This window comes from Lentzea nigeriaca (assembly GCF_016907955.1).
Classification (GTDB): Bacteria; Actinomycetota; Actinomycetes; order Mycobacteriales; family Pseudonocardiaceae; genus Lentzea; species Lentzea nigeriaca.
In genome coordinates, this window is record NZ_JAFBCX010000014.1 from 20,845 (window position 1) to 46,921 (window position 26,077).

Annotated in this window: 26 protein-coding genes; 15 read left to right on the plus strand and 11 right to left on the minus strand. The window is 68.9% G+C overall.

Annotated elements, in window-relative coordinates:
* The first annotated feature begins 14 nt into the window (after positions 1-14).
* The 4 genes from JOD27_RS34465 to JOD27_RS34480 all read left to right on the plus strand — a co-directional run bounded on the left by JOD27_RS34465 (position 15) and on the right by JOD27_RS34480 (position 5,564).
* Entirely contained in the window at positions 15-815 is an 801-nt protein-coding gene (locus tag JOD27_RS34465; RefSeq protein ID WP_307830493.1) for a helix-turn-helix domain-containing protein, read from the plus strand.
* The gene (locus JOD27_RS34470; RefSeq protein WP_204766516.1) at positions 812-1,210 is read left to right on the plus strand and encodes a VOC family protein; all 399 of its coding nucleotides are present in this window, start codon (positions 812-814) and stop codon (positions 1,208-1,210) included. The genes JOD27_RS34465 and JOD27_RS34470 overlap by 4 nt, the downstream gene beginning before the upstream one ends.
* Positions 1,211-1,278: 68 nt before the next feature.
* Entirely contained in the window at positions 1,279-4,677 is a 3,399-nt protein-coding gene (locus JOD27_RS34475) for a S8 family serine peptidase (RefSeq protein WP_204766517.1), read from the plus strand.
* A gap of 143 nt (positions 4,678-4,820) precedes the next feature.
* On the plus strand, positions 4,821-5,564 hold the full coding sequence (locus JOD27_RS34480) for a methyltransferase domain-containing protein (protein ID WP_204766518.1): 744 nt from the start codon (positions 4,821-4,823) through the stop codon (positions 5,562-5,564).
* A 260-nt stretch (positions 5,565-5,824) separates the two neighbouring features.
* On the opposite strand, the gene JOD27_RS34485 is transcribed toward JOD27_RS34480, so the two are convergent.
* Genes JOD27_RS34485 through JOD27_RS34495 form a run of 3 tightly spaced genes read right to left on the minus strand, consistent with a single transcriptional unit; the run spans position 5,825 to position 8,323 of the window.
* Entirely contained in the window at positions 5,825-7,486 is a 1,662-nt protein-coding gene (locus JOD27_RS34485; protein ID WP_204766519.1) for a DEAD/DEAH box helicase, read from the minus strand.
* A 38-nt stretch (positions 7,487-7,524) separates the two neighbouring features.
* Entirely contained in the window at positions 7,525-7,821 is a 297-nt protein-coding gene (locus JOD27_RS34490) for a hypothetical protein (protein WP_204766520.1), read from the minus strand.
* Positions 7,822-7,843: 22 nt separating this feature from the next.
* Positions 7,844-8,323, minus strand: coding sequence for a metallophosphoesterase family protein (locus JOD27_RS34495; RefSeq protein WP_204766521.1), 480 nt, complete (start codon positions 8,321-8,323; stop codon positions 7,844-7,846).
* Between the two features lie 196 nt (positions 8,324-8,519).
* On the opposite strand from JOD27_RS34495, the gene JOD27_RS34500 reads away from it, so the two are divergent.
* Positions 8,520-9,374, plus strand: coding sequence for a DODA-type extradiol aromatic ring-opening family dioxygenase (locus JOD27_RS34500; protein ID WP_204766522.1), 855 nt, complete (start codon positions 8,520-8,522; stop codon positions 9,372-9,374).
* Here JOD27_RS34500 and JOD27_RS34505 read toward each other — a convergent pair.
* Together JOD27_RS34505 and JOD27_RS34510 are read right to left on the minus strand one after the other, a co-directional pair.
* A complete protein-coding gene (locus tag JOD27_RS34505) occupies positions 9,367-9,615 on the minus strand; it encodes a hypothetical protein (RefSeq protein ID WP_204766523.1) in 249 nt (82 codons plus the stop codon). The two genes, JOD27_RS34500 and JOD27_RS34505, sit on opposite strands and share 8 nt — an antisense overlap.
* The gene (locus tag JOD27_RS34510) at positions 9,597-9,809 is read right to left on the minus strand and encodes an HC3 family zinc finger protein (RefSeq protein ID WP_307830494.1); all 213 of its coding nucleotides are present in this window, start codon (positions 9,807-9,809) and stop codon (positions 9,597-9,599) included. Before JOD27_RS34510 ends, JOD27_RS34505 begins: the two co-directional genes overlap by 19 nt.
* 103 nt (positions 9,810-9,912) lie before the next feature.
* Here JOD27_RS34510 and JOD27_RS34515 point away from each other — a divergent pair, with 103 nt between their 5' ends.
* Both JOD27_RS34515 and JOD27_RS34520 read left to right on the plus strand, forming a co-directional pair.
* The gene (locus JOD27_RS34515; protein WP_204766524.1) at positions 9,913-10,743 is read left to right on the plus strand and encodes a DUF5753 domain-containing protein; all 831 of its coding nucleotides are present in this window, start codon (positions 9,913-9,915) and stop codon (positions 10,741-10,743) included.
* Positions 10,744-10,753: 10 nt separating this feature from the next.
* Positions 10,754-10,912 (plus strand): DUF397 domain-containing protein, encoded by a 159-nt coding sequence (locus JOD27_RS34520; protein ID WP_204766525.1) that lies wholly within the window; start codon positions 10,754-10,756, stop codon positions 10,910-10,912.
* A 1-nt stretch (position 10,913) separates the two neighbouring features.
* On the opposite strand, the gene JOD27_RS34525 is transcribed toward JOD27_RS34520, so the two are convergent.
* Complete coding sequence (locus tag JOD27_RS34525) at positions 10,914-11,534, minus strand: hypothetical protein (RefSeq protein ID WP_307830495.1); 621 nt, start codon at positions 11,532-11,534, stop codon at positions 10,914-10,916.
* Positions 11,535-11,682: 148 nt separating this feature from the next.
* On the opposite strand from JOD27_RS34525, the gene JOD27_RS34530 reads away from it, so the two are divergent.
* The gene (locus JOD27_RS34530; protein WP_204766527.1) at positions 11,683-12,540 is read left to right on the plus strand and encodes an ornithine cyclodeaminase family protein; all 858 of its coding nucleotides are present in this window, start codon (positions 11,683-11,685) and stop codon (positions 12,538-12,540) included.
* A 90-nt stretch (positions 12,541-12,630) separates the two neighbouring features.
* Here JOD27_RS34530 and JOD27_RS34535 read toward each other — a convergent pair whose 3' ends face one another.
* Together JOD27_RS34535 and JOD27_RS34540 are read right to left on the minus strand one after the other, a co-directional pair.
* Positions 12,631-13,851, minus strand: coding sequence for an RICIN domain-containing protein (locus JOD27_RS34535; protein WP_204766528.1), 1,221 nt, complete (start codon positions 13,849-13,851; stop codon positions 12,631-12,633).
* A gap of 169 nt (positions 13,852-14,020) precedes the next feature.
* Positions 14,021-15,472 carry a trypsin-like serine protease gene (locus JOD27_RS34540; protein ID WP_204766529.1) on the minus strand — a complete coding sequence of 484 codons (1,452 nt, stop codon included), beginning with the start codon at positions 15,470-15,472 and terminating at the stop codon, positions 14,021-14,023.
* Positions 15,473-15,670: 198 nt separating this feature from the next.
* Here JOD27_RS34540 and JOD27_RS34545 point away from each other — a divergent pair, with 198 nt between their 5' ends.
* Genes JOD27_RS34545 through JOD27_RS34555 form a run of 3 tightly spaced genes read left to right on the plus strand, consistent with a single transcriptional unit; the run spans position 15,671 to position 17,986 of the window.
* Entirely contained in the window at positions 15,671-16,843 is a 1,173-nt protein-coding gene (locus JOD27_RS34545) for an MFS transporter (RefSeq protein WP_204766530.1), read from the plus strand.
* Positions 16,844-16,862: 19 nt separating this feature from the next.
* Positions 16,863-17,426, plus strand: coding sequence for a TetR/AcrR family transcriptional regulator (locus JOD27_RS34550; RefSeq protein ID WP_204766531.1), 564 nt, complete (start codon positions 16,863-16,865; stop codon positions 17,424-17,426).
* Positions 17,423-17,986, plus strand: coding sequence for a hypothetical protein (locus JOD27_RS34555; RefSeq protein ID WP_204766532.1), 564 nt, complete (start codon positions 17,423-17,425; stop codon positions 17,984-17,986). Before JOD27_RS34550 ends, JOD27_RS34555 begins: the two co-directional genes overlap by 4 nt.
* Here JOD27_RS34555 and JOD27_RS34560 read toward each other — a convergent pair.
* On the minus strand, positions 17,942-18,364 hold the full coding sequence (locus JOD27_RS34560; RefSeq protein ID WP_204766533.1) for a nitroreductase family deazaflavin-dependent oxidoreductase: 423 nt from the start codon (positions 18,362-18,364) through the stop codon (positions 17,942-17,944). The genes JOD27_RS34555 and JOD27_RS34560 overlap by 45 nt on opposite strands.
* Positions 18,365-19,126, minus strand: coding sequence for a LuxR C-terminal-related transcriptional regulator (locus tag JOD27_RS34565; RefSeq protein ID WP_204766534.1), 762 nt, complete (start codon positions 19,124-19,126; stop codon positions 18,365-18,367).
* A gap of 94 nt (positions 19,127-19,220) precedes the next feature.
* Here JOD27_RS34565 and JOD27_RS34570 point away from each other — a divergent pair, with 94 nt between their 5' ends.
* From JOD27_RS34570 to JOD27_RS34580, 3 genes are read left to right on the plus strand one after another with little or no spacing between them, the layout of a single operon-like run.
* Entirely contained in the window at positions 19,221-20,873 is a 1,653-nt protein-coding gene (locus JOD27_RS34570) for an AMP-binding protein (protein WP_204766535.1), read from the plus strand.
* Between the two features lie 30 nt (positions 20,874-20,903).
* Complete coding sequence (locus JOD27_RS34575) at positions 20,904-21,719, plus strand: SDR family NAD(P)-dependent oxidoreductase (RefSeq protein WP_204766536.1); 816 nt, start codon at positions 20,904-20,906, stop codon at positions 21,717-21,719.
* 3 nt (positions 21,720-21,722) lie between these two features.
* Entirely contained in the window at positions 21,723-22,907 is a 1,185-nt protein-coding gene (locus JOD27_RS34580) for a hypothetical protein (protein WP_204766537.1), read from the plus strand.
* A gap of 76 nt (positions 22,908-22,983) precedes the next feature.
* On the opposite strand, the gene JOD27_RS34585 is transcribed toward JOD27_RS34580, so the two are convergent.
* Entirely contained in the window at positions 22,984-23,712 is a 729-nt protein-coding gene (locus JOD27_RS34585; protein ID WP_204766538.1) for a glycosyltransferase family protein, read from the minus strand.
* Between the two features lie 81 nt (positions 23,713-23,793).
* On the opposite strand from JOD27_RS34585, the gene paaZ reads away from it, so the two are divergent.
* Positions 23,794-25,815 (plus strand): phenylacetic acid degradation bifunctional protein PaaZ, encoded by a 2,022-nt coding sequence (paaZ, locus tag JOD27_RS34590; RefSeq protein WP_204766539.1) that lies wholly within the window; start codon positions 23,794-23,796, stop codon positions 25,813-25,815.
* Positions 25,816-26,077 lie beyond the last annotated feature (262 nt).

Consider the following 26,077-nt stretch of genomic DNA (forward strand, 5'->3'; position numbering starts at 1 on the left):
CCTATCATCGGGACGTGGACGTCGAGCACGTCGTCGGAGCGCCGCATCCGAGGTTGCGGCCGTTCGTCACGCGGTACTCCGGGTATCGGATGCGCACCGAACCCGGTGTGCACCGCGGTCTGCCGTCGCGCTCGCTCACGCTCGTCGTCACGATGGACGGCACAGTCGACCTCCTTCAGGGCAAGTTCGCGACGCTGTGCGGCGGCCTGCACGACGAGGCCGTGCTGATCACCCACGACGGGTTCCAGCACGGCGTGCAGTGCTCGCTGACCCCGTTGGGCGCGCGGGCTTTCTTCGGTATGCCCGCCGGGGAACTGGCCGGCACGACCGTGGGCCTCGACGTGCTCGACGCTCCGGCCGGTGAGCTGCGCGAACGACTGCAGGAAGCCACGACGTGGACCGACAGGTTCGCGTGCCTGGACGAGGTGTTCGGCAGGCTGGTCCGGCCGGTGCGGCAGCAGGTCGAGATCGCATGGGCATGGCAGCGGATCGCCGAGGGAGCACCGGTCGGGGAGATCGCCGCCGAGGTCGGGTGGAGCCGCCAGCACCTGAGCGCGCGGTTCGCGGCGGAGTACGGCCTGACGCCCAAGGTGATGGGCCGGGTGATGCGGTTCGAGCGGGCGAACCGCATGCTGCGCGGTGAAACCAGGCCGACCCTGACCGAGGTGGCCGCTGCCTGCGGCTACACCGACCAGGCGCACTTCAACCGGGACTGGCGGGCGCTGTGCGGGGCCACGCCGACCGAGTGGATCGCGACCGAGCTTCCATTCGTACAAGGCGGCGAGGCGGGTGCCGTCGCAGAGTTGTGGCCATGACTACACCTGCACCAACCTGCTGGCCGGGACTGTCCTACGAGGACGCCCCGGCCGCGATCCGGTTCCTGGTAGAGGCTTTCGGCTTCTCCGAGCACCTCGTCGTGCCCGGTGAGGCCGACGGCGAGGTCGTGCACTGCGAGCTGGTCTGGCCGGAGGGCGGCGGCGTGATGCTCGGATCCGCCAAGCGTTCGGTCGGCGAAGTGCTCGCCACGGCTGTCGGCGCGGCGTCCGTGTACGTGGTGACGGATCGGCCGGACGAGATCTACGCGCAATGCATGGCGCGCGGTGCCACCGAGGTCCGTGGCCTGAAGGACGAGGACTACGGCTCGCGCGGCTTCACGGTCGCCGATCCCGAGGGCAACCGCTGGAGTTTCGGCACCTACCGCGGCGCCTGAGCGACGCAACCTTTTCCGAACGGCTGGAGTCTCCTCGGGTGGAGAGGTTCACATCCAGGGGAGGACAGGTGCGCCGAGCGCGCTGTTTGATGATCGCCGTCCTCGCCGCCGGACTGCTCGGTCCGGCGGCGACGGCACAGGTGGAACCGCCCAGAGCCCAGGTGGGGCCGAGCAGTGTCATCACGTTGATCAGCGGTGACAAGGTCGTCGTGAACGAGCGAGGCGAGCTGCTCGGCGTGCAGGGGCGGCCCGGCATGCGGTTCGCCCAGTACGTGCGGGACGGCGACCAGTACGTGGTGCCGGCTGACGCTGTGGACGCGGTGGGGCAGGATCGCGTCGACAAGCGCTTCTTCAACGTCACGGCACTGCACACGTTCGGCTACACCGACGACAAGATCGACAGGATTCCGGTGCTGGACAACGGTTTCCGCGCGGCTGCTGCCATACCGAAGAAGGAAGCCTCGCAGCGGTGGGCGCGGCGGGCGGCCGCGCGGAGTGCCGGAAAGCTGTGGCTGAACGGCAAGGCGAAGATCTCGCTCGACCAGAGCGTGCCGATGGTGGGGGCACCCGCGGCGTGGCAGTCCGGTTTCGACGGCACCGGCGTCACGGTCGCCGTGCTCGACACCGGCTACGACCAGAACCACCCCGAGCTCGCCGGTGCCGTGGCGGTGTCGAAGGACTTCACCCCGGCCGGCATCCAGGACAACATCGGCCACGGCACGCACGTGGCCGCGACGATCGCGGGACGCAGCGACAAGTACTCCGGTGTGGCCAAGGGCGCGAAGCTCGCGGTCGGCCGCGTCTGCGAGGCGGACTGGTGCGACGAGAGCGCGATCCTGGCGGGGATGGACTGGGCCGCGCGCGAGGTCAGGGCCAAGGTCGTCAACATGAGCCTCGGCAGCCGGATGGCGTCCGACGGCACGGATCCCATGTCGGTCAAGGCGAACGAGCTCACGGCCGAGACCGGTGCGCTGTTCGTGGCCGCGGCGGGCAACTCGGGTGACCGCGTCAAGGTCGGCGGACCGGCGGCCGCCGACGCGGCACTCGCGGTGGCGAACCTGACCAAGTCCGGCGTGGTGAACGAATGGTCGTCGCGCGGGCCCAGGGAGCGCGACTTCGCGGTCAAGCCGGACATCGCGGCGCCGGGCACGGACATCGTGGCCGCGCGAGCCGCGGGAACGCTGTGGGACTACTACGTCGACGACCTGCACGCACGGCTGACCGGCACGTCGATGGCCGCGCCGCACGTCGCCGGAGCGGCGGCGATCCTGGCTCAGCGCAACCCTTCCTGGACCGCGGCCGAGCTGAAGGCACACCTGATGGCGACGGTGAAGCCTGTCGCCGACACGCCATCGAGCGTCGGTAGCGGCCTCGTGGACGTGGGCCGTGCGGTGGCGCAGCAGGTGCGCGCGGACGTGGGCAGCCTGTCGTTCGGCTTGCTGGAATGGCCGCACACCAAGACGTTCACGAAGACGATCACCTACTCGAACCCCGGTTCCGAACCCGTTTCGCTTGCGCTGCAGCACAACCTGGGCGCCGACTTCACGGTTCCCGCCTCGGTGACGGTTCCCGCGGGCGGCACGGCGGCGGTCGACGTGGTGCTCGACCCGCGCAAGGGGAACGGCACGTTCTTCGGGCACATCAAGGCTTCCGGCGGCGGTGTCTCGCTGACGACCGCGGTCGGTGCGTACGTGCAGGAGGAGCGCGCCACGCTGACGGTGTCGATGATCGGCCGCGACGGCAAGCCGGTGCCCGACGAGTTCGTCGTGCTCGTCGACATGGCCACGCAGGAAGGGACGGTGCTCGACATCACCGACGGCGCCGGCTCGGCACGGGTCGCGGTGGGCGACTACGCGGTGATCGGCCGGATCGACGAGAAGACGGCGAACTACGCCTGGTTCACGCCGGTGTCGGCGACCGAGGTGGCCGGCCGCGTGTCGCTGACCGCGAACACCACCGTGACCCTGGATGCCAGGCAGGGCAAGGCGTTCGGCGTCGGTCTGCCCGACGACAGGTCCGAGGTGTGGTACCGCAACTCCGACCTGCGCGTGCCGTTGAAGCCCGGCAAGATCAACGGCGTCGCGAGCGTCATCGACGGCCGGGTGCCGATGTACGGCCTGTCGGTCGGCGCGGCGCTGCCTGAGCTGACCTACGACTCGAACCTCAAGGGCGGGCAGCCGCTGATCTCCGTCGCAGGAGGATTGCCGGTCCGGTACTGGGAAGCCAGCACCCGCCTGCCGGCGGGGGACCACCCGCTCGAGGTCGCCGAGCGCGGTTCGGACGTGCGCGGCAAGCTCGCGCTGGTCAGGACCGCGGGCGAGGACCCGTACGAGGTCGCTCGCGCCATGCAGGCAGCGGGCGCGGTCGCCGTGCTGTGGGCAGGTCCGGTGCCGTTCGGGTTCGACGAGCGGTCGGCGATCCCCGTGATCGCGGTGGCGGAACACCTTGTGACCACGACGCCGGCGCGGCTGACGTTGCGCGCCAGCGACGGATCGCCGGTGTCCTACACGTTGTACCAGCAGGACAAGGGCGCGTTTCCGGTCGGAACGCGGCCTATCCGCCGCTGGGAACTGGCCGAGGTCAAGGCGCGCTACTACACGTCGGGTTCCGGTGGCTGGGTCGGGCAACGCAACTACCCGGTCGTGAACGGCGAGGCCAAGCTGAACTCCGGTGCCCTCGACGAGGCCCTGACGGCTCCCGTGCAGCGCACCGAGTACTACTCGGCGGGCAACGGCCTCGGCTGGTTCCACGAGGGCTTCGACGGCGCCACGTCCTACGCGGACCTCAAGGCGGTCACCTACGCACCGGGCAGGAAGTACGAGCGGTCCAACCACCGCGCGGTCGCCTCACCCCGGTTCGGCCGTCCGTCGGAGGTGACCTGGTCGCTCGGTGGCGGCGTCGACAGGACCGGTGGCGTGATCAACGTGCGGATCTCACCGTTCGGTGGATCCACGTGGGTGGAGAACTGGCGGAACAGCGGCTACGGCTCAGTGGAACTGCGGCACAACGACGAGGTGGTGGGCAACGCTCCCTACCGGGAAGGCTCCCTCCCCGCCACCGCTCGGGACGGCCGCTACAAGCTGACGCTGAGCGCGGCTCGTGACACGCCGGAGTTGTCGAAGAACGTCTACGCCACGTGGGGTTTCTCCGGTGCCGCGGACGGCAAGCTGCCGTTGCTGGAAGTCGACTACGCACTGCCGGTCGACCTGCGCAACAGCTGGAAGGCCGGTGTGCCGATGCCGGTGAAGTTCGCCGCGTCGCGTCAGTCCGGTGCCGGCAAGGCAACCATTCGTGAACTGCGCGCGTACGCGTCGTTCGACGACGGTGCCAACTGGGTGCCGGTGAAGTCGATCGTGCCCCCTGGTGGGGCACCTGGGGGTTACGTGTCGCTACGAGTGGTGGCTGAGGACACCGACGGCAACACGGTCGACCAAACGGTCGTGCGGGCCTACCGCCTGCGGGCGTAACCGCACAGCCGATCGGTCGTTGTAACCCCCTGCGGCACCTGCCTTGCTGCGCGAGACGAAGAAGGACGCGGCGTCTCGCGGACCGAGGCAGGTGCTGCCTTTTTCGGTGGCCCGCGTGGCTGCCCTGTGATGGCATTCCGGCCATGGGGACTTTCGAAGATCTGGTGGCCGAGGGGGCCGCGGTACCGCTGGAGGGCTGGGACTTCTCGTGGTTCGCGGGCCGTGCCACCGAGGAGCGGCCGCCGTGGGGCTACGCGTCGTTGATCGCGTCGAGGCTGGCGGCGGTGGAGTCCGCTCTGGATCTGCAGACGGGCGGCGGCGAGGTGACGGCGTCCGCACCGGTCAAACCACCCCTGCTGGCGGCGACGGAGTCGTGGCCGCCGAACGCACTTGTCGCCGCGAGGAACCTGCCCGGCGCGCTCGTCGTGCAGGCACCGGACTCCGGGCCGCTGCCGTTCCACTCCTCGATGTTCGACCTGGTGATCAGCCGGCACCCGGTGGTGACGCCGTGGGCGGAGATCGCGCGGGTGCTCAAGCCCGGCGGGACGTACTTCTCACAGCAGATCGGGGCCGGGACGAACCGCGAGCTCACCGATTTCATGATGGGGCCGCAGCCGGTGAGCGACGCTCGCAGCACCGAGCGGGCGCGGGCGGGTGCCGTCGCCGCCGGGCTGGAGGTGCTGCGGCTGGAGTCCGTCGCGTTGCGGGTGGCGTTCTTCGACGTCGGCGCGGTGGTGCACTTCCTGCGCAAGGTGTTGTGGACCGTGCCTGGGTTCACCGTCGAGGCTTACCGGGACCGGCTCCTGGACCTGCACGAGCACATCCAGGAGCACGGCGAGTTCGTCTCCACCTCGACCCGGTTCCTGATCGAGGCCCGCAGGCCCTAGAGCCCGTTCAGTTGGCGGTAGTGGGAGTGATCTGTAGTCGCTTGGTAACCACAACCAACTCGCGAGCGCGGGACCGTGGGAGCGCGGCCGTCCGGGTGCAAGTACCACTCAGCTCTTGATCGACACGCCCCGACTGCCTCCAACGTGGTCGCCGTGTCGCGTCCACGGGAGGCCTGTTGGTAGTAGGAACATGCCTGTTGATGTTGAGTTGGTGGTACTTGCAGACGTCATCAGAGCCGACGCCGACTTCGATACAAGTGCTAGCGCGGCTGGCGCTCGCGGCGCACCGTGACGCGCTTGCCCTTGATGGTCGCGTCCCGCAGCGACATGATCACGTCGTTCGCCGCCGGGCCCGGCACCTCGACCAGCGAGAACCGGTCCGCGATCTCGATCGCGCCGATGTCGCGGCCCTTCAGCTTCGTCTCGCCGGTGATGGCGCCGACGATGTCCTGCGGGCGGATGCCCGACGAGCGGCCCGCGCCCAGGAACAGCCTCGTCATGCCCTCGGACGGGCCGCGGCGCTCGCGGCGCGGCCCGGCGGGGGCACCGTCGCGGCGCGGGCGGTCCTCGCGCGGACGGACCTCCGGAATCTCCTCCTCGTCCGCGGCGGCGCCGGAGGCCTCGTGGGCGAGCTTCACGGCGGCCAGTGCGATGTCCATGACGTCGAACTCGTCGGCCAGGGTCTCGACGACGACCCGGAAGCGGGAGAGGTCGTCCTCCATCAGCGATTCCTGCAGCGACGAGCGGGTCAGCTCCAGCTGGCGGGCGCGCAGGTCGGCGACCGTCGGCACCTTCTCCATCGGGATCTTGGTCTTGGTGACGCGCTCGATGGTCTTGAGCATCGAGTTCTCGCGCGGCTCGACCAGGGTGATCGCGACGCCCTCGCGGCCGGCGCGGCCGACGCGGCCGATGCGGTGCGTGTAGGCCTCGGGCGCGGACGGCACGTTGTAGTTGACGACGTGCGTGAGCTGCTCGATGTCGAGGCCTCGGGCGGCGACGTCGGTGGCCACCAGCAGATCGGCGGTGCCGCCGCGCAGGCGCGACATCACGCGGTCGCGCTGCTCCTGGCTGATGCCGCCGTGCAGCGACTCGGCGCGGTAGCCGCGGCCGTTCAGCGTCTCGGTGAGCTGGTCCACCTCGTCACGGGTGCGGCAGAAGACGACGGCGGCGGTCGGCGACTCGACGTCCAGCACGCGGCCGAGCGCCGCGGGCTTGTGCTCGCGGCGCACCAGGTACGCGGTCTGCCGGACGCGCGGGGCCTCGCCCGGCTCGGTCTTCTCGCGCTCGATCTGGATCAGCACCGGCTCGCGCAGGTGGCTCTTGGCCATGCGGTCGATGCGCGGCGGCATCGTGGCCGAGAACAGCACCGTCTGCCGCTCGGCCGGGGCCTCGGCGAGGATCGCGTCGATGTCCTCCGCGAAGCCCATGTCGAGCATCTCGTCGGCCTCGTCGAGCACGACGACCTGCAGGTCGCCCAGCGACAGCGTGCCGCGCTGCAGGTGGTCGATCGCGCGGCCGGGGGTCGCGACCACCACGTCGACGCCGCGGGACAGCTCACGCAGCTGACGGCCGATGGGCTGGCCGCCGTAGATCGGCAGCACGCGCGCGCCCATGTGCCTGCCGTAGCGGTGCACCGCCTCCGACACCTGCACCGCCAGCTCACGGGTCGGGGCGAGCACGAGGGCGAGCGGCTTCTCGCCCTTGCCGATCCGGTCGGCGATGCGCTCGAGCAGCGGCAGCGCGAACGCCGCCGTCTTGCCCGTGCCGGTGGCCGCCTGGCCCAGCAGGTCGTTGCCTGCGAGCAGCGGTGGGATCGCTTCGCTCTGGATCGGCGTCGGCTCCTCGTAGCCCAGCGTGGCGAGTGCGTTGAGGATGTCGGGCCGCAGCCCCAGGTCGGCGAAACCGTTGTCGGCGGTGGTCATGACGGATATCTTCCCTCACCGCCCGACATCGCACTCACTCAGACCGGGCTGACCCGCACGTCAGTGCTGCTCGTCACCCCGTTCACGGTCACCGAGAGCCCGATCTGACCTGGCCTGAGCGCGGTCAGCAGCCCCGTGCGGGGATCGAGCCACGCCACGTGCCACGGCCGCACCCGGACAACTCTCCCAACGTGCAGGCCGGGTGACCCACTCCACACCGCGCCCACCAGGTACTTCACCGGCAGCGTCCGCGAGCCATGTTTCAACGTCGCCGCAACCGTTTCCGGCCTGCCGAGCCGCGGGGTGGCCGGAGCGTGCAGCTGGAGCGAGTCCACCTGCGGCCGGATCTCCGCGCCTTCAGACCGCAGCCGGTAACGCCGACGAGGGTCCAGCCGGTGAAGCCTCCTGCTCGACTTGCGCCTTGCCCGAGTTGCCGTTGACCACGTACGGGATGCCGTCCACTGTGGACGCGAAGAAGTCGCCGACGTGACCGCCGATGAATGCCGTGGGTTTGTCGCGTTCGGACAGCAGCTTCTCGAAGTAGGCCGCTTCCATGTGGTTGGGCAGCTGGCTCGTGCACGCGGGAGTGGGGTCGCGCGGAGGGTGGTGCATCATCATGATGGCCTGGCCTTCGGCGGTCTGGAGTGTTTTTCGGAGCATCTCCATCTGGTCGAAGCGGCCGCCTCTGATCGTTCCGGTCGACGAGTGGGTGCCGGTGTGGCCGTTCGGTTCCGGCGAAGCCGAGCCGGTCGCGCGGGCCGAGCCGAAAGTCCACTGTGGAGCGTCCTGGTCGAAGGTGGCGATCAGGTCGTCGGTCACACCGACCGTGACGGCCACCAGGGTTTCCTTGGCCTGGGCTCGATCCCTGATCGTGGTCGCGCCGGGGCCGAGTGCTCTGACTCGCAGGTCCGGTGTGGCCTCGATGACCTGGCGGTGATGTCGGCGTGAGCAGGGGAAACGGGCGCAAGGAGGGCAGCGATGATGATCACCGCAAGTGCACGTCTCGTCACGCACGGGAACCTAGACTGACCTCGTGAAGAATCGCCTGACGGTCTGCTCCTCGCACCTGATCACCCTGCCGAGCGCGCCCCACGGCCCGGTGCGCGCGGCGATCGCGACGGCCCGCGAAGCCGTGGCGGCCTTCGACCCGGAGCTCGTGGTCTTCTTCGGCACCGATCACCGACGGGCGTTCCGCGCGGTCGTCCCCACCTTCGCGGTCGTCCTGGCGGCCACGGCCCAGGGTGACGTGGCCGGCCCCGTCGGCACCTACGACGTGCCCTCCGAACTGGGCCGCGCCCTGGTGGCCAACCTCGTGGCGCACGACTTCGACGTCGCCACGGCGTACGAGGCCGCGCTGGACCACGCGTTCGGCCACACGACCCGCGACCTGCTCGGCGAGATCGACGCCAGACCGGTGCTGCCGATCTTCATCAACTGCGCCTCGCCACCGCACGCGTCCTTCCGCCGCGCGGCGTCGCTGGGACGCCGCGTCGGCGAGTTCTTCGCTGACAAGCGAGTGCTGTACGTGGGCTCGGGCGGCCTGGCACACGACCTCCCCGGCTTCCGCGAGCCCGAGACGGGGGCGGTACTGACGGAAGAAGAGCGCCAGGCGTGGATCAAATCGGTCAACGAACGGGCGCGCGCCGAAGGCACGATCCGCGAACTCGTGCGCACATGGGACGAGTCCTTCCTGGCCGGTGTCGGCGGGACGTCGTGGGACTGGCTCGACGAGATCGGCACTGACCTGGTCGAGCGGGGAGGCAACGGCGCGGCCGAGTGCCTCACCTGGACGGCGGCGTGGGCCGCCGGTGGTCAGGCCCTGACGACCCTCGCGCACGAGTTCGACTCCAACGGCCGCGCCGTCGTGATGTCACAGGCCTTCAAGTAGGCGGCATCTCGACGGTGGAGAGCGCGTCGGCCTCGGCCAGGTACAGGCGGCCGAGGTCGATGAGCAGCGTGCCCAGCTCCCGGTAGCGCTCCGCGCGCTCGACGTCGGGAATCAGCCCGCACGTGCGCAACATATTTTGCGCGAGCACCTCCCCGAACTGTGGATAACTCTTCACCACCTCACGCGAGAGGCGTTGAAGAGATATGCGCAGCAGGTCCTCGGTCAGGATTTCCGCGGCCATGGCAGGATCCCCTCGCTCTCGCGCCAGACGCCGTCGCAGTCCCAGCAGGTCGGCCAGCAGATCTTGTCACGCCACAGGCTGAACTCCTGTGGCACAAAGGGATCGCCGCACAGTGTTTCGACGAGCTGTCCCCTGGTCAGCTCGTCGAGGATGGCATGACGCAGCCCCTCGTGGGGCATCCAACGAAACTTCACAGAATTATTGTGGAACTTGGCCGGCCTCCAAGCTAACGCCCTTTTGGGTCATGTTGCGGTCAAACGTTCTGGAGCACCTCGGAATGGGGCTAACGTCCTCTCCATGCCGAAAAGATTCTCCACTGTGAGGGGCCGTGAGTTCGGTGATGGTCTCCGCACTGCCATCGCCAATACGGGCATGACCTCGCGTGCGATCGCCGAGGTCGTCGGATGGCAAGAGGCAAAGATCTCCGACCTGGTGAACGGCAAGGGCGGCGCGACCGAGCTGGAGCTGGCACTCCTGCTGGGTGCCTGCCGGACACCACCCGCGGAACGCGACCACCTGCTCTCACTCTTTCCCCACGCCAACGCCAAGGGCTGGTGGCAGGAGCACGGCGCCTGCGCGCCGATCAGCCCCCGCACGCTGGTCGAGCACGAGCGCCTGGCCAAGAAGCTGTTCAGCTGGCAGACCATGTTGCTGCACGGCATGTTGCAGATCCCGGAGTACACGCGTGCGGTGATCACTGCGTGCGCGAACGTGTCGGACGACGAGGTCGAGGAGAGGGTCGCAGCGCGAGTCCTGCGGCAGGAGGCTCTCCGCAACAGGATGAAGGCGGTCTTCTACATCCCGGAGTCGGTGCTGGTGAATCCCGTCGGCGGGCCCGAGGTGATCCGAGAGCAGCTGGCTCACCTGGGGAAGCTGGCCACGCGGCCGAACGTCGTCGTCCGGATCGTGTCGCTCACCGCCGGCGCGCATGCAGGAATGGCCGGGTCTTTCGACATGTTGACGTTCGACAGGTACGAGGACGTCGTCTTCCTGGAAAGCGAGAACTCCAGCCTGATCATCGAGGCGCCAGAGCCGGTCAAGGCGTACGGACGCATCGTGGAAGGGCTCGGTCAGGTCGCCTTGAATGCGGAACAATCGAAGGAGCTGATCAAGAAGTTGCTGATGTGAGGAGAAGCCGGTGGCTGAGTGGCGCAAGAGCAGCCGTAGTGCGAACGCCAGTGCCTGCGTCGAGGTCGCTACCGGCATCGGTATCCGCGACAGCAAGGCGCCCGTCGCTCACGTCGAGGTGGGCGCCGCCGCCTGGACCGCCTTCCTGAGCGCGGTGAAGTCGGGCTGAACTACCCCAGGTACGGGGAGAAGTGATCGGCGACGACGTCCGCGATCGCCTCGGCGTCACGGGTGCCGTCGACCTCGATCACTCGGATTCCAACCGAGTGAGCGCTGCGCACCGCGTCCTCGGCGACGAGCCGGTCGCGTTCGAGGCGGTTTCGCTGCCCCAGCTCGGGATCGCTGACCGGAGTGCCCAGCGCTCCGGCTCTGGGCAGCACGCGGATCTGGTGTTCGCGGAACTCCCGCGTCGGCACCATGACGACCATCCGGCGCGGCGCGTCGATGAGCGGTGCCACCAGTTCGGGGCGCAGGCCCCAGCCCTCGGCGAGGATCGGGCGGCCGGACGTGAGGGCACGCAGATCGTCGAGCGCCCATTCGAAGCGGGCCGGGAAGCCGGCCAGGGTGCTCGCGGCCATGTCTTCGGGGGTCGCGAGCACCCACAGTTCGTCCGGTGACTCCGGTAACGGCTGGCCGCTCGCGATGCGGCGGTCGTTGTGGGCGCGGGCGTCGTGGTAGTCGTAGTGGTAGGCCGTGATGCCGTGGCGCAGAGCCAGGATCCGTGCCACCGTCGACTTGCCCGCCCACTGCGCGCCACCGATCCACAGTGCGTTGCGCACGGTCTCGATCATGCGCATCACATTAGGGCGCTGAGGTTCGTTCTGCGGGTGCCGCCGGTTTCGCGAGCCGGTTGCGGACGTGCGCGTCGACGACGTTTCGTTCGAACCATGCAACCGGGCCCCGGACCCCAGCCGGGTCCCGGTCGTTACCATCCGAACCATGACCATGCCCGCGGCGATCGAAGCCGTCCGCGCAGCGTTCGTCGGCCTGACCGCCGGGGAGTTCGAGCTGCCGCCGCGGCAGGCGTTCAGCGAGAGCCGGTCGCTCGTGATGACGGTGCACCACCTGCCGACGGCGTCCACGGCGGTGAAGGTGCTCAGCATCGAGGTCGAGCGCGACCCGGTGATCACCGGCACGGTCGTCTACTCGCACCCTGGCGGGCAGTTCGTCACGGACGCGGTGCCGCTCACGACGTTACGCACCGGCGCTGTCGTCGGTGTGGCAACGGATCTGCTGGCCGACGAGGACGCCTCGCACCTCGCGCTGCTCGGTGCCGGGGCGCAGGCCGCGGACCAGGTGCGGGCCGTGCACGCGGTGCGGCCGTTGAAGAAGCTCGTGGTGCACAACCGCAACGCCGGGAAGGCGGAGGCGTTGCTGGAGAGCCTGAAGGACGAGCTGCCGGACACCGTCATGGACGTGGCGCTGGACGCGGAGGAAGCCGTGCGGGACGCGGACGTCGTGTGCTGTGCGACGGCGTCGACCGTGCCGCTGTTCTCGTGCGACGCGCTGAAGGAACGGGTGCACGTCAACGCGATCGGCTCGTACCGGCCCGCGATGCGGGAGCTGCCGGAGGAGCTGCTCACGTGCGCGGGAGTCGTTGTGGTGGACCAGGTCGAGGCCGCGCTGAGCGAGGCGGGCGAGATCATCCGCGCGGTCAACTCGGGCGTGCTCCGGCTGGAGTCGCTCGTCGAACTCGGTGCGGCGCTGGGGAATCCGCCGTTGCGCGAGGGCCGGACCGTGTTCAAGTCGGTCGGTGTCGCGGTGCAGGACTGGGCGGTGGCAAGGCTTCTGGCGTAGTGCTGCGGCACTGAGCGCTGGACGTGAACCCTTCCGCCGCAGGGGTTCCCGTCCAGCGCCGTGATTCTCCCGGTCAGGCCGGGAGAGACCTCACACCTGCCACTTCTGGTTGGCCGTGCCGCCGCACTCCCAGATCTGGAGTCTCGTGCCGTTGGCCGAGGAGTTCCCCGTGGCGTCGAGGCACTTGTTGGCCTGCGGGTTCACGATGTCCTGAGCCCCGCTGACAGTCCACTTCTGCGCGCCGGTGCCGTTGCAGTCCCACAGCTGGACCTGCGTACCGTTCGCCGTGCCGCCGCCGGAGACGTCCATGCACTTGCCCAGCGCGCGGATCGTGCCGTCACCGGGACGGCTCCACTTCTGGGCCGCGTTGCCGTTGCAGTCGGTGATCTGGATGGGCGTGCCGTTGGCGGTGTTCGCCCCTGCCACGTCGACGCACTTGCCGCCGATGCCGCGGATCTCAGTGCCACCGCTGGGCGGTGGGCTGTCGCCTGAGACGCGGACCCAGTCGATCACGAGCTGCTGCGGGAACGTCGTGCTGCCGTCCGGGTAGCCCGGCCACTCACCACCGACCGCGAGGTTGATGATGATGAAGAACGGCTTGTTGAACACCCACGTCTTGCCGCCGAGGTCCTGCGGCGTCTTGCGGCCGTAGACCTGGCCGTCGACCGACCACACGATCTCACCTGGCCGCCAGTCCACGGCGTAGTTGTGGAAGCCGTCGGCGAGGTTCGGGCCGTTGTAGACCGACTGCAGGCCGCCCGCGCCGCTGTAGCCAGGGCCGTGGATCGTGCCGTACGCGGTGTTCTGCTGGTGTCCCAGGAACTCCATGATGTCGATCTCACCGGAACCCGGCCACGGGTTGCCGCTGTTGATGTCCGCACCCAGCATCCAGAAGGCCGGCCAGATGCCCTTGCCGCGCGGCATCTTCATCCGTGCTTCGAACCGGCCGTAGGTCTGGGTGAACTTGCCCGCGGTGTTGATGCGGGCGGACGTGTACTCGCAACGGCCGTTCCAGCACTGGTAGTTGCCGGGGTTCTCGCGCTTGGCGGTGATCACGAGATTGCCGTTGCCGTCGTGTGCCGCGTTGGAGGTACCCGCCTGGTACCACTGAGACTCGCGGTTGTTGCCGTTGTTGTTGCCCACTTCCATTTGCCACTTGCCGCCGTCGACACCCGTGCCGGCGGGGGCGTTGAACTCGTCGGCCCAGGTCACCGCCGCATTGGCAGGGGGAGCTTGGCTGGTGGTGGCGACGGTGATCCCCGCGGCCACCATCAAGGCAGCGGCGAGGGCCGTCCCGATGCGTCGCTGCATCGAACCGACCTTTCCTGGATCTAGTTGTGCGCCCAGTGGTTCGGAAGTGTTGTCACGCGGTGACTCTCGGTCAACGTGTAAACCTTTTCACGTTGTTGTCAGATGAGAGCGCTCTCATCCGCTGGAGGTTCCGGAAGGCCCAGCGACGGGCCTTCCGGAACATGGAACGTCAGCCCTGCGGCGTGGTGATCACGTTGAAGACCGAACCACCGCTCGCCTGGCGGGCGCTGAGGTCCTCGAGGATCGTCGAGATGGGCGAGTAGTTGTTCAGCTCGCCCGCCTGGCACGCGCCGCTGCGCGACTGCTGGCTGCCCTCGAGGATGCCGAGCGCGGCCTTGTCGACCTGGCTGAACAGCGGGCCACCGCTGTCGCCGGCCCTGGCACACAGGTCGGTGTTGATGCCGACGTCGGTCGAGAGGACCTTGCCACACCGGGTGCCGACGAGGTAGCCCGCACCGGCGCCGCTGTCAACGGAGTCCGGGTAGTTCGCCGCGCTGGAGCCGGAACCCGACGCGCACACGACCATGCCCGCCTTGATCTCGGACAGCGGGGTGACCTTGGTGATCTCCTGGTTCTGCGAGGTCGCCTCCGGACCGCACGGGGTGTCCGCGTCGCTGTCCAGACCGCCGTTGCGGCAGTACTTGAGCACGACGTTGCGGTTGGACTGGCTCTCCAGCCACCTGTTCGCCGTGGCCGCGTCGACGTACTGCACGGCCGCGTAGTCGTACGGGTACGCGTTCTTCTCGATGCCGTGCTGGTTCACGACAGGCTGACGGTTGTGCTGCGTCGGCACGTTGTTCGTCTTGGTCGCCATGCAGTGTCCCGCGGTCAGCACCCACGGCACGCCGGGGAACGCTCCGCCGGTCGTGCGCAGGTTGAAGCCGCTGGTGCAGCCGCCGACGGTGCCGTTGTCCCGCGTCAGGTCCAGCCGCAGGCCACCCCGCATGGGACCGTAGTTCGTGCAGTACAGCGGATGGCAGAAACCCCAGTCGACCGGGTCGGCCGAGTACGGGGTCGGCTTCGTCAGCGTGCGGGTCGTGACCACGCCGGGGTCGGCGTCGAAGGTCCGGTTCTCCGCCTGCGCCTCCGAGGCCACGCCGACCTTGCGCTCCTTGAGCCACGCGCGTTCCCAGACGACGACGCGGTTCTCGGTCTCGCTGACGGCGGGCAGCAGCACCGCGTCCGGTCCGGCACCGACCTGCTTGCTGATCCGGTCGTAGGCCGACCGGAGCGTGGCCAGCGAGTTCCGCACCGTGCGGACCTTGACGTTGGCGCGGTCGGGCATCGCGACGATGTGCCGCTGAGCGGCGGCGGGCTTCGTCATCGCCACGACGAGCTTGCCGCCTGCTTCCTGGTCGAGCCACATGCCGGCGTACTCACCGGCGGCTTCACGCTTCAGCGCCTGCTCGAGCTTGGCCGCGTCGTTCTGGAGCTCCAGCCGGCGCAGTGCCTCCTGCTCGCTGACGTGGTACGTCTTGACCAGGTACGCGATCGACTCCTTGACGGTGCTCGGGTCGATCTCGGTGTGTAACGACGGTCCGGCCGACGCCGGTACCGCTGTGATTGTCGCCGTGACCAGCAGGCCAGCGGCGACAACCCCCAGATTTCTGGCAAACCGCAACGGGTTCTCCTCGTTCGGAATGAGTGACTCGACGTCATTCAAACCCGCGGCGGCGTTTGCGCGTGGTGAGATCCACGAGATCTTCACAAAACCTTCGTCGAACAGCGTCGAACGCCCGCCGGGGGTTGTCTTCTCCTGTCCGGTTTGGACACCGAAATTCGATTGCGCCAGACGGTGCCGGCGGACAGCGTCGTGGTCATGACTCGGGGGATGCTCTGGCTGCTGGCGGTCGCCTGCGGTGCCGCGGTCGGCAACGTCTACTTCCCGCAGGCGGTCACACCGCTGGTGGCCGAGGGTCTGCGGATGGCACCGGACCAGGCGGCTCTGGTCGTCACGGCGGTCCAGATCGGGTACGCGAGCGGGATCTTCCTGCTGGTGCCGCTCGGCGACCGTGTGCCGTACCGGCCGTTGATCGCCACGCTGTTCGCGGTCACGGGTCTGGGCCTGGCGACAGCAGGGCTGGCGCCGTCGTTCGGACCGCTCTTCGCCGCCGGGGTCGCGGTCGGTGTGACCACGGTGATCGCGCCGATCGTCGGGCCGATGGTCGCCGGGATGGTCGCCCCCGACCGCAGGGGTGCGGCCAGCGGGACCATGCTCGCCGGCTCGATCGGCGGGATGCTGCTCGCGCGCACGTTCAGCGGAGTGCTTGGCGAGTGGCTCGACTGGCGGGCGCCGTACCTGGTGGCGTCGGGGCTCGCGGTCGTGATGGCGGTGGCGCTGTGGAGGGCGTTGCCGCGGACCGAGCCGCACACCCGGCAGTCCTATCCGGACTTGCTGCGGGAACCGTTGCGACTGCTGCGAAGTGAACCCGAGCTGCGGCGTTCCTGCTGGTACCAAGCCATGATCTTCGGGGCGTTCAGTGCGGTGTGGGGGAGCGTCGCGTTGCTGCTCACCGGGCCGACGTATGGCTATGGCGCGCAAGCCGTGGGGCTGCTGGCCTTGGTCAACGCCGCGACGATGATCGCGACGCCGATCGCGGGGCGGATCGTGGACCGGCGCGGGTCGGATCCGGTGAACCTCGTGTGCATGCTCGCCGTAATCGGCTCGGCGGCGGTGCTGGCCGTGGGAAACGCCGGTGGGATCGGCGGGCTGGTCGCGCTGGTCGTCGGCACGCTCGTGCTCGACGTCGCGATGCAGTGCGGGATGGTGGCGAACTCGATCCGCATGTACGCGTTGAGCGACACCCATCGCGGCCGCCTCAACACCGCCTACATGACGTGCGGGTATCTCGGTGGCGCGGTCGGGTCGTGGCTCGGCGTGCGCGCATACAGCGAGTTCGGCTGGCGGGGAGTTTGCGCGCTCGTCGCCCTCATGGCGTTCGCGGCCCTCGCGCGGCACGTCGTCAGGCAGCGTGTTGACACGAAGGGCTAATGGCATTAGCTTTTGAGCTATGCCTCCTCGCCCTGGACTCACCACCGCGAAAGTCGTGGACGCCGCGCTGGAGCTGGTCGACGAGCAGGGCGTCGAAGGACTGACGCTCGCCGCCGTCGCCGCTCGCACCGGTGTCGCCACGCCGTCGCTGTACAAGCACGTCGCGAACCTCCAGACCCTCCGCGGCCACGTCGGCGTGCGGGTGCTGGAGGACATGACGGACTGGTTCACGAAGGCCGTGCTCGGGCTGTCGGGCGACGAAGCCGTGGCAGCGCTCATGCACGCGTACCGCGCGTACGCGGCAGAACACCCGAACCGGTACGGGGCCGTGCCGATGGACCCGCTGCACGACGAACTGCAGAAGGCAGCGGGGACGAAGCTCATCGAGGTCATGCTCGCAACGTTGCGGAGCTACGGCCTGGAGGGCTCCGACGCCATCCACGCCACGCGTCGGCTGCGGGTGATCGTGCACGGCTTCGCGTCGATCGAGTCCGGCGGCGGGTTCGGCCTGCCGGAAGGCCTCGACGACACCTACGACCAGCTCGTCCGGATGTATCTCACCGATCTCAGGGGGCAATCATGAAGTGGACGCTCACCACCGCAGGCCTGCTGTTCCTGCTGTACCCGGTGTTCAGACCGTGGGAGGACGAGACGACGACGCAGGGCGCGGCCGCCGCGATGGGGTCGACCGCGTGGGTCGCGTCGCACCTGTTCGCGATGATCGGCTTCATCCTCGTGCCGATCGCGTTGCTGGAGATCCACCGGACGGCCGCGATCACGTTCTGGGTCGGCGCCGGGCTCACGCTGCCGTACTACGGCGCCGAGGACTTCGGCCTGCACGAGATCGCCGCGCAGCCGAACATCCTCGAGCTCGCCGAGGCCGTGCGCTACAACCCGGCCGCTGTCACGACTTTCGCGATCGGCCTGGTCACGATGGGCGTTGCGGCGATCATGGTCGCGATCAGGCTGCGCACGCTGCCCGCGATCCTGTTCGCGGCGGGCTTCGCGTTGTTCCTGCCGCAGTTCTTCACGCCGCCCGCGATCCGGATCGCGCACGGCGTGCTCATGATCGTCGGCTGCGTGTGGCTCGCGTGGGCATCAGCGCGGAGTCAGGCGGAAGACCCGCAGCTCGCGGCCGCCTGACCGCTCGACGTAGTCCTCGAACGCCGGCCAGGCCGCCACCATCTTGCGCCAGGCGGCCTCGCGCTCGGCACCGGCCAGCAGCGTCGCCCGCACGTCGCGGACGTCGCCGCGGACGTTCACCTGGATGTCCGGGTTCTTGAGCAGGTTCGCGGTCCAGGCCGGATGGTGCGGCTTGCCCCAGTTCGAGCCGACGACCAGCATGCCGTCGCCGTCGGCGACGTACTGGACCTGGTTCTCGCGCCGCTCACCGGACTTCGCGCCCGTGGAGATCAGCGTCAGCCCGGTCTGCTTGCTGAACGAGACGGTCATGACCTTGCCGCCGGTCAGCTTGTACAACAGGCGGTCGGTGCCGATCACGGCCTTCTCGAACCAGGACATTCAGAGCGCTCCCGTCGACCTCGCCGCGTGGACGGCGGCGGTTCTGTTGTGCACCCCCAGCTTGCGCATCGCGCCCCGGAGGTAGGCCTTGACGGTTTCGGTGCTCAACCCGAGCTCGGCGGCGATCTCCCGGTTGGACGCACCGACCGCGGCCAGCCGAAGCGTATCGAGTTCGCGTGGCGTCAGTCCCGTCGGGACGGTGACGGGCGCTTCGCCGCCGAGATCCTGGTGGACCTTGCGCAGGCGTTCGCGCAACGCCGGATCGCCGACGAGCCTGGTGACCTCGGCGAGTTCGCGCAGAGCGGCTTGGGTGTGAAGAGAAGGCATGTCCAGGTCCCCTGCGATGCCCTGCGCGACTGCGCCGGCCATCCTGATCGCCCGGTCGCCGACGGTCGTCTGCCCGCGCACGGCGCCGTAGAGCACGCCCTGCACGGTGCCGCGAACCACGACCGGGTAGGCGAACACCGAGGTCAGGCGCTCGTTCACGACCACCATCTGGTCGAACTCGTGGGTGATCGCGCGGGTGGAGGCGTAGTCGTTGACGCGGACCGGCGTGCCCATCGCGACCGCCGTCCCGCCCAGGCCGCGTCCGGCGCCGATCCTCAAGCCGTGCAACGACGTGCCGTGCGTGCCGTGGAAGCTGCTGAGCACCAGGTCGCGGCCGGGCGTGACGGCACCGCCGAACACGACGGGCAACCCGGTGGCACGGCGGAGCATGTCCAGGCGTTGCGGCAACAGCGCCTGAAAACGGTCTGGCAGCACGTGTGGCAGTGTCGCTGACGGGCGCACCCCCGAAAAGGGGTGCACCCCCGTACGGGGGTAGCCCGACGAGCCCCGGCCTCCGCACCCTCTGGGAATGTCCAGTCACGACACCTACCGCGCGGCCCGCGACCTGATGCTCGCCGACCCCGCGTCGTTCCGCTGGCCGAGCTTCGGCAGCAGCTTCAACTGGGCGCACGACTGGTTCGACGTCATCGCCGAGGGCAACACCGCGACGGCGTTGCACATCGTCGAGGAGGACGGGTCCGGGCGCGCCTACACGTTCGACGAGATGCGCCGGCGGTCGAACCGCGTCGCGCGGTGGCTCGCGTGGCACGGCGTCGGCAAGGGCGACAGCGTGATGATCATGCTGGGCAACCAGGTCGAGCTGTGGGAGTCGATGCTCGCGGTGATGAAGCTCGGCGCGGTGATCATGCCGACCACCACCGCGCTCGGGCCCGCGGACCTCGCGGACCGGCTGAAGCGCGGCAACGTCCGGCACGTCATCGCGCGCGCCGCCGACGCTGACAAGTTCGAGGACGGTCCTGTCCTGATCGCGGTCGGTGGCGCCGAGGCGGGCTGGCTGGACTACGCGGAGACCGGCGAGGCGCCCGACAACCCGTTGCCGCACCCGAAGACGAGGGCTGACGACCGGCTGCTGCTGTACTTCACGTCCGGCACGACCAGCCGTCCCAAGCTCGTCGAGCACACCCAGACGTCGTATCCGGTCGGCCACCTCACGACCATGCGCTGGATCGGCGTCAGGCCGGGCGACGTGCACCTCAACATCAGCTCGCCCGGCTGGGCCAAGCACGCCTGGAGTTGCTTCTTCGCGCCGTGGATCGCCGAAGCGACGATCTTCGTCTACAACTACTCGCGGTTCGACGCCGCCGCGTTGCTCGGCCAGATCCGCGACAAGGGCGTCACCACGTTCTGCGCGCCGCCGACCGTGTGGCGAATGCTGATCAAGGCCGACCTGAGCGGTGGACCAGGGGCGCTGCGGGAGGTCGTGGCCGCCGGTGAGCCGCTCAACCCCGAGGTGATCGAGCAGGTCCAGAAGCAGTGGGGCCTCACGCTGCGGGACGGTTTTGGCCAGACCGAGACCACGCTGTCGGTGGGCAACGTTCCTGGCGCACAGGTGAAACCCGGCTCGATGGGAACGCCGCTGCAGGGCGTCCCTGTCGTGCTCGTCGACCCGATCACGGGCGAACTGGCCGAGGAGGGCGAGATCTGCATCGACCTCGCGCAACGGCCGATGTCGCTCATGGTCGGCTACCACGGCGACGAGGAGCGCAACGCCGAGGCGATGGCCGGCGGTTACTACCACACGGGTGACATCGCCGCGCGCGACGAAGACGGCTATCTGTTCTACATAGGACGGACGGACGACGTGTTCAAGGCGTCGGACTACAAGATCTCGCCGTTCGAGCTGGAAAGCGTGCTGATCGAGCACCCGGCGGTGACGGAGGCGGCGGTCGTGCCGGCGCCGGATCCGTTGCGGCTCGCGGTGCCCAAGGCGTACGTGGCGTTGAGCGCCGGCTGGCAGGCGAATCGCGAGACAGCGCTGGCTATCCTGCGGCACGCGCGCGAGAACCTGGCCCCGTACCAGCGGATCCGGCGGCTGGAGTTCGCCGAGCTGCCCAAGACCGTGTCCGGCAAGATCCGCCGCGTCGACCTGCGCGCCCGCGAGGAAGCCGGTGCTCCGGGTGGCGAGTGGCGCGACGAGCAGTTCCCCGAACTGCGCCAGTAGGCCGCTTGCCCATGGTGATCTACTGGTCACATGGTGCGAAAGATCGCTGGTCGTCCGGCGGTGATCACCGGAGCTGCCTCGGGAATTGGCCGCAGCCTCGCGCAACGGCTGTCCCGGCACGGCTCACCGGTGGTCATCGCCGACGTGAACGAAGCAGGGCTGGAGGAGACAGCCAAGTCGCTGCACGGCCCGGTGCTGAGCCGCGTGCTCGACGTGCGGGACGCGGACGACGTGCACCGGTTCGCCGGAGAGGTCCACGACTGGCTGGACCTGCCGATCGCGGCGGTGTTCAACAACGCGGGCGTCGCCACGTCCACGACGGTGCTGAACTCGGTGCCGGAGGACGACTCCTGGCTGTTCGACATCAACTACTGGGGCGTGGTGAACGGCACGAGGGCGTTCCTGCCGCTGCTGCTCGAGCGCAACTACGGCGTCATCGTGAACACCTCCAGCGTGTACGGGCTGGTCGGCATGCCGAAGAACAGCGCGTACTGCGCCGCGAAGTTCGCCGTGCGCGGGTTCACCGACTCGCTGCGGCAGGAGCTGCGCGGCACCGGCGTCTCGGCGGTTACCGTCCACCCCGGCGGCATCAAGACCAACATCGTCCGCAACGCCCGCATCCACGGCGATCCCGACGGCAGGGGCCGATCGCTGGAGCAGATGGCGGAGGACTTCGACAAGGTCGCGCTGACCACATCCGAGAAGGCCGCCGAGATCATCCACCGCGGCGTCGAGGCAGGGAAGGCGCGGATCCTGGTCGGGCCGGACGCGTACCTGTTCGACGCGTTGGCCCGTATCGCCCCGACGCACTACTTCAGCGTGATGGCGCGCCTGTTCGAACGGTGAGGCATGATCTCCGCCGTGGCTTCCTCGGCGGCGGTGGTGCGACGCACTGAGCAGTGGTTCGTGCGGCAGGGTGCGCCGACGATGATCGAGGGCTACGGCTTCCGCTCGCACGTGCTGCCGCGGATGCTGCCCGCGCTGACGTTCGTCGCGGTCGGCAGCCTCGCGTGGCTGGTGCTGCTGCGCTCCACCGGGCTGTCGAAGTGGGTGCTGCTCGGAGTGATCGTCGCGGTGATGGTGTCCGCGTGGATCGTGCTGTCGCTGTTCGTGCGGCGGTTGCCGAGCTTCTCGCGCCAGACGACCGTCGTGCTCCTGGTCGTGTATGCGGCGATGCCGGTGATCGTGCCGTTGCTGCAGTACGTGGTCAACGACGAGATCATCACGCCGGGAGCCGAGAACCCCAAGGCCGAGCTGTGGATCAACGAGCTGTGGTTCATCGCCTTCTTCGGGGTGGCGTTCGTGGCGACGATGCTGGCCACCACCTACGGGCTGGGAGCGCTGCTGAAGGCAGCCATCCGGCACGTGATCGCCGACCTGCGCAACAGCGTGCACCTGCTCGGCCGGGCGTTGCCGCCGATGCTGTTCGTGACGCTGTTCCTGTTCTTCACCGGTGAGCTGTGGCAGGCGATGAACCAGCTGAGGTGGCCGCGGGTCTCGTTGATCGTGCTGATGTTCGCGGCGATCACGGTGCTGGCCGCGGCCGCCCGGCTGCGGGACGAGATCGGGCGGGTGGAACAGGATCTGCGTCCAGAGATCCTGAAGATCGCCTGCAAGGGCACGCCGCTGTCCGCCGTCGAGATCGCGGAACCGTTGCCGCCCAAGCGGTTGAACGGCCGCCAGCTGCGCAACCTGCTGATCATGCTCGCGATCCGGCAGCTCGTGCAGGCCGCGGTGGTCGGGCTCGCGCTCTACTCGTTCTTCGTCGTGCTCGGTCTGATCGTCGCCACGCCGGAGATCGCCGCGCAGTGGATCGGCGGGCAGGTGACGATGTCGGTGATCCCCGGTGTGCCGTCGGCGATGTTGCGCAACGCCACGCTGTTCGCGGCGTTCGGCAGCATGTACTTCTCGGTGATCTCGATGAGCGACGCCGAGCACCGCCAGCGGTTCTTCGCGCCCGTGCTCGAGAAGGTCGAACGGACGCTGGAGGTCCGCGCGGTGTACCTGGAGGTCAGAGAACGGGCTGGGATCTGAGCGCGGCGTCCCGAACGGGCTCAGAACGTCGACCGCGGCGATGAGGTGCTGGCCCGCCCGGTAGTCGTGGACGCGATCAGGCAAGCCCGTCGAGGTCGACGGCGTGTTCGTGGAGGACACGGCGCAGCTCGGCATCGGGCTCGTGCACGATCCGGCCGTACGCGGGCGGCAGCGTCGGGTGCAGGTCGCGCAGGTCGTGGTCGGCGTCCCAGCCCAGCCAGACCTTCTCGTACCAGTCCGGGACGATCTGATGGGCGTGCCCGAAGAGCCGCAGCTTCTCGCGCAGCTCGGCGTCGGTGCGCACGTAGGACAGGTGCCGTAGCCAGATGTCCGCGAGATGGGCCTCGGTGTCGAGGTGGCGCATGTTCGAGAACCGGACGCCCCTGCGGAGCGCGATCGGGGCGGTCAGCTTCTCCGGCGGCTCGACGCGGTGCTCGATCGTCTTCCAGTACGTGAGCAGCCGGACCTCGATCGCGGCGTGCTCGCCCGATTCGCAGAGCTTGGTGAGTTCGCGCAGGTCGTCGTCCAGCAGGATCTCGTCGGAGTCGACGCACAGCGCCCAGTCGCAGTCGTCCAGCGCGTCCAGTCCGGCGTTGCGGGTGTCCTGCTCGCTCTGCCACTCCGCCTCGATGATCTCGACGCGCGGGTCGAGCGGCGGGACGGGCGTGAGCGTCGTCGGTGCACCGGATTGCGCACGGGTGCCGCGCAGCAGCACGAGCCTGTCGACGACCTTCAGCAACTGGCCGATGACAGCGGGCAGGAACCGCCACTCGTTGAGGACCGGAATGGCGGCGCCGAGCTTCATGATGATCACCCTATCCACTGCTACGGTGCGGGAACGAGGTCGGCGCGGACCCGCCGGCCCAGCGTGAGAAGGGTTGGCTCGATGAGCTTGCTGCGCAGTTACGTGTCGGGTCGGTGGCACACGCCTTCCGCGGAAGGCGCGCCGTTGCACGACGCCGTGACGGGCGAGGAGATCGCCCGGATCTCGTCCGCGGGCATCGACATGGGGGCAGCGCTCGACTACGGGCGTTCGGTCGGCGGGCCCGCGCTGCGCGAGCTCACGTTCCACCAGCGCGCGCAGCTGCTGAAGGCTCTCGGCCTGTACCTCAAGGAGCACAAGGCCGAGCTGTACGCCCTGTCCGCGCGCACGGGCGCGACCCGCTCCGACTCGTGGATCGACATCGACGGCGGCTTCGGCGTCCTGCTCGGCTACGCGTCCAAGGCCAAGCGCGAGCTGCCGAACGACCACGTGTTCGTCGACGGCGCCGTGGAACCGTTGGGCCGCGGCGGCACGTTCGTCGGCCAGCACATCTGCACGCCGCTGCGCGGTGTCGCAGTGCAGATCAACGCCTTCAACTTCCCCATGTGGGGCCCTCTGGAGAAGTTCGCGCCCGCGTTCATCGCCGGCGTGCCGTCCCTGATCAAGCCCGCGTCCCAGACCGCCTACGTGACCGAGAAGCTGGTCGAGCTGATGCTCGCCTCCGGCCTGCTGCCCGAGGGCTCGCTGCAGCTGGTCTGCGGCTCGGCCGGTGACCTGCTGGACCACCTGACGCCCCAGGACCTGGTCGGCTTCACGGGTTCGGCCTCCACCGCCCAGCACCTGCGCACGCACCAGGCCGTGATCCGGTCGTCCGTGCGCTTCAACGCCGAGGCCGACTCGCTGAACTGCTCGATCCTCGGCCCGGACGCCGTAGCCGGAACGCCCGAGTTCGACCTGTTCGTCGATCAGTTGGTCACGGAGATGACCACGAAGGCCGGCCAGAAGTGCACGGCGATCCGGCGCGCGCTGGTGCCCGCGTCGCAGATGGACGCGGTCGCCGAGGCCACCGCCGCCCGCCTGGCCGAGGTGGTGATCGGCAACCCCGCCGACAAGTCGGTGAAGATGGGCGCGCTGGCCGGGCTGGAGCAGCGCGAGGAGGTCCTCCGGTCGCTCAAGGCGTTGCGGGAGAGCGCTTCAGTGGTCTACGGCGACGGCCCTCTCTCGCTTGTGGACGCTGACGCCTCGCGCGGCGCGTTCATGTCGCCGATGCTGTTGCGTGCTTCCGCCGATGCCGTGCAGCCGCACGAGGTCGAGGCTTTCGGGCCCGTGTCGACGCTGATGCCGTACTCGTCCGTCGATGACGCCGTTGCGCTGGCAGCTCGTGGGTCCGGGTCGCTGGTCGGGTCGATCGTGTCCGCGGACAGTTCCTTCGTTCGTGACGTCGTGATCGGTGTGGCGCCTTGGCACGGACGGTTGCTCGTGCTGGACCGCGACGACGCCGGTGAGTCGACCGGGCACGGCTCCCCGCTGCCGATGCTGGTGCACGGCGGGCCTGGCCGGGCCGGTGGAGGCGAGGAGATGGGTGGCATGCGCGGCGTGCTGCACCACATGCAGCGCACTGCCGTGCAGGGGTCTCCTCGCACGCTGGCCGCTGTCACGAACCGCTGGGTGACTGGGGCTCCTCGGAACGCGGAATCCGTGCACCCGTTCCGCAAGACGCTGGCCGAGCTGCGGCTGGGCGACACCGTCGTGGCTGGGCCTCGTGAGGTGACTCTCGCCGACATCGAGCACTTCGCGGAGTTCACCGGGGACACGTTCTACGCGCACATGGACGAGGAAGCCGCCGCTGCCAACCCGTTCTTCGGCGGCCGGGTCGCGCACGGGTACCTCGTGGTGTCGTTCGCCGCCGGCTTGTTCGTGTCGCCTGAGCCTGGGCCGGTGCTCGCCAACTACGGGCTCGAGAACCTGCGGTTCCTGACGCCTACTTTCCCGGGGGACTCGTTGACCGTGACGTTGACGGTCAAGCAGATCACACCTCGGGAAGATCAGGAGTACGGCGAGGTGCGGTGGGATGCGGACGTGGCCAACCAGAAGGGGGAGTCGGTGGCTCGGTACGACGTGTTGACGCTGGTGGCCAAGGGCTGAGGCTCGCGCTCGTGCGGGCCTTGCTCGGCTTTGTGCCGCCCGGTCGCGTTCCAGCGTGGTCGCTCGGCAAAAGGCCTATGCGACCACCTACGGAAGGCAACCGAACTAGTAGACCGTCGCCTCTAACCTTTGGTATGGGCGGGTCGTCCGCGTGTCGCGCGGCGTGTCGGCGATGTGATCGTGAGTTGGCGGTAGGTGGCGTGATCAGCAAACGTTTGCCTCGGCTCGCAACTACAACCAACTCAAGATCGCGGACCACACA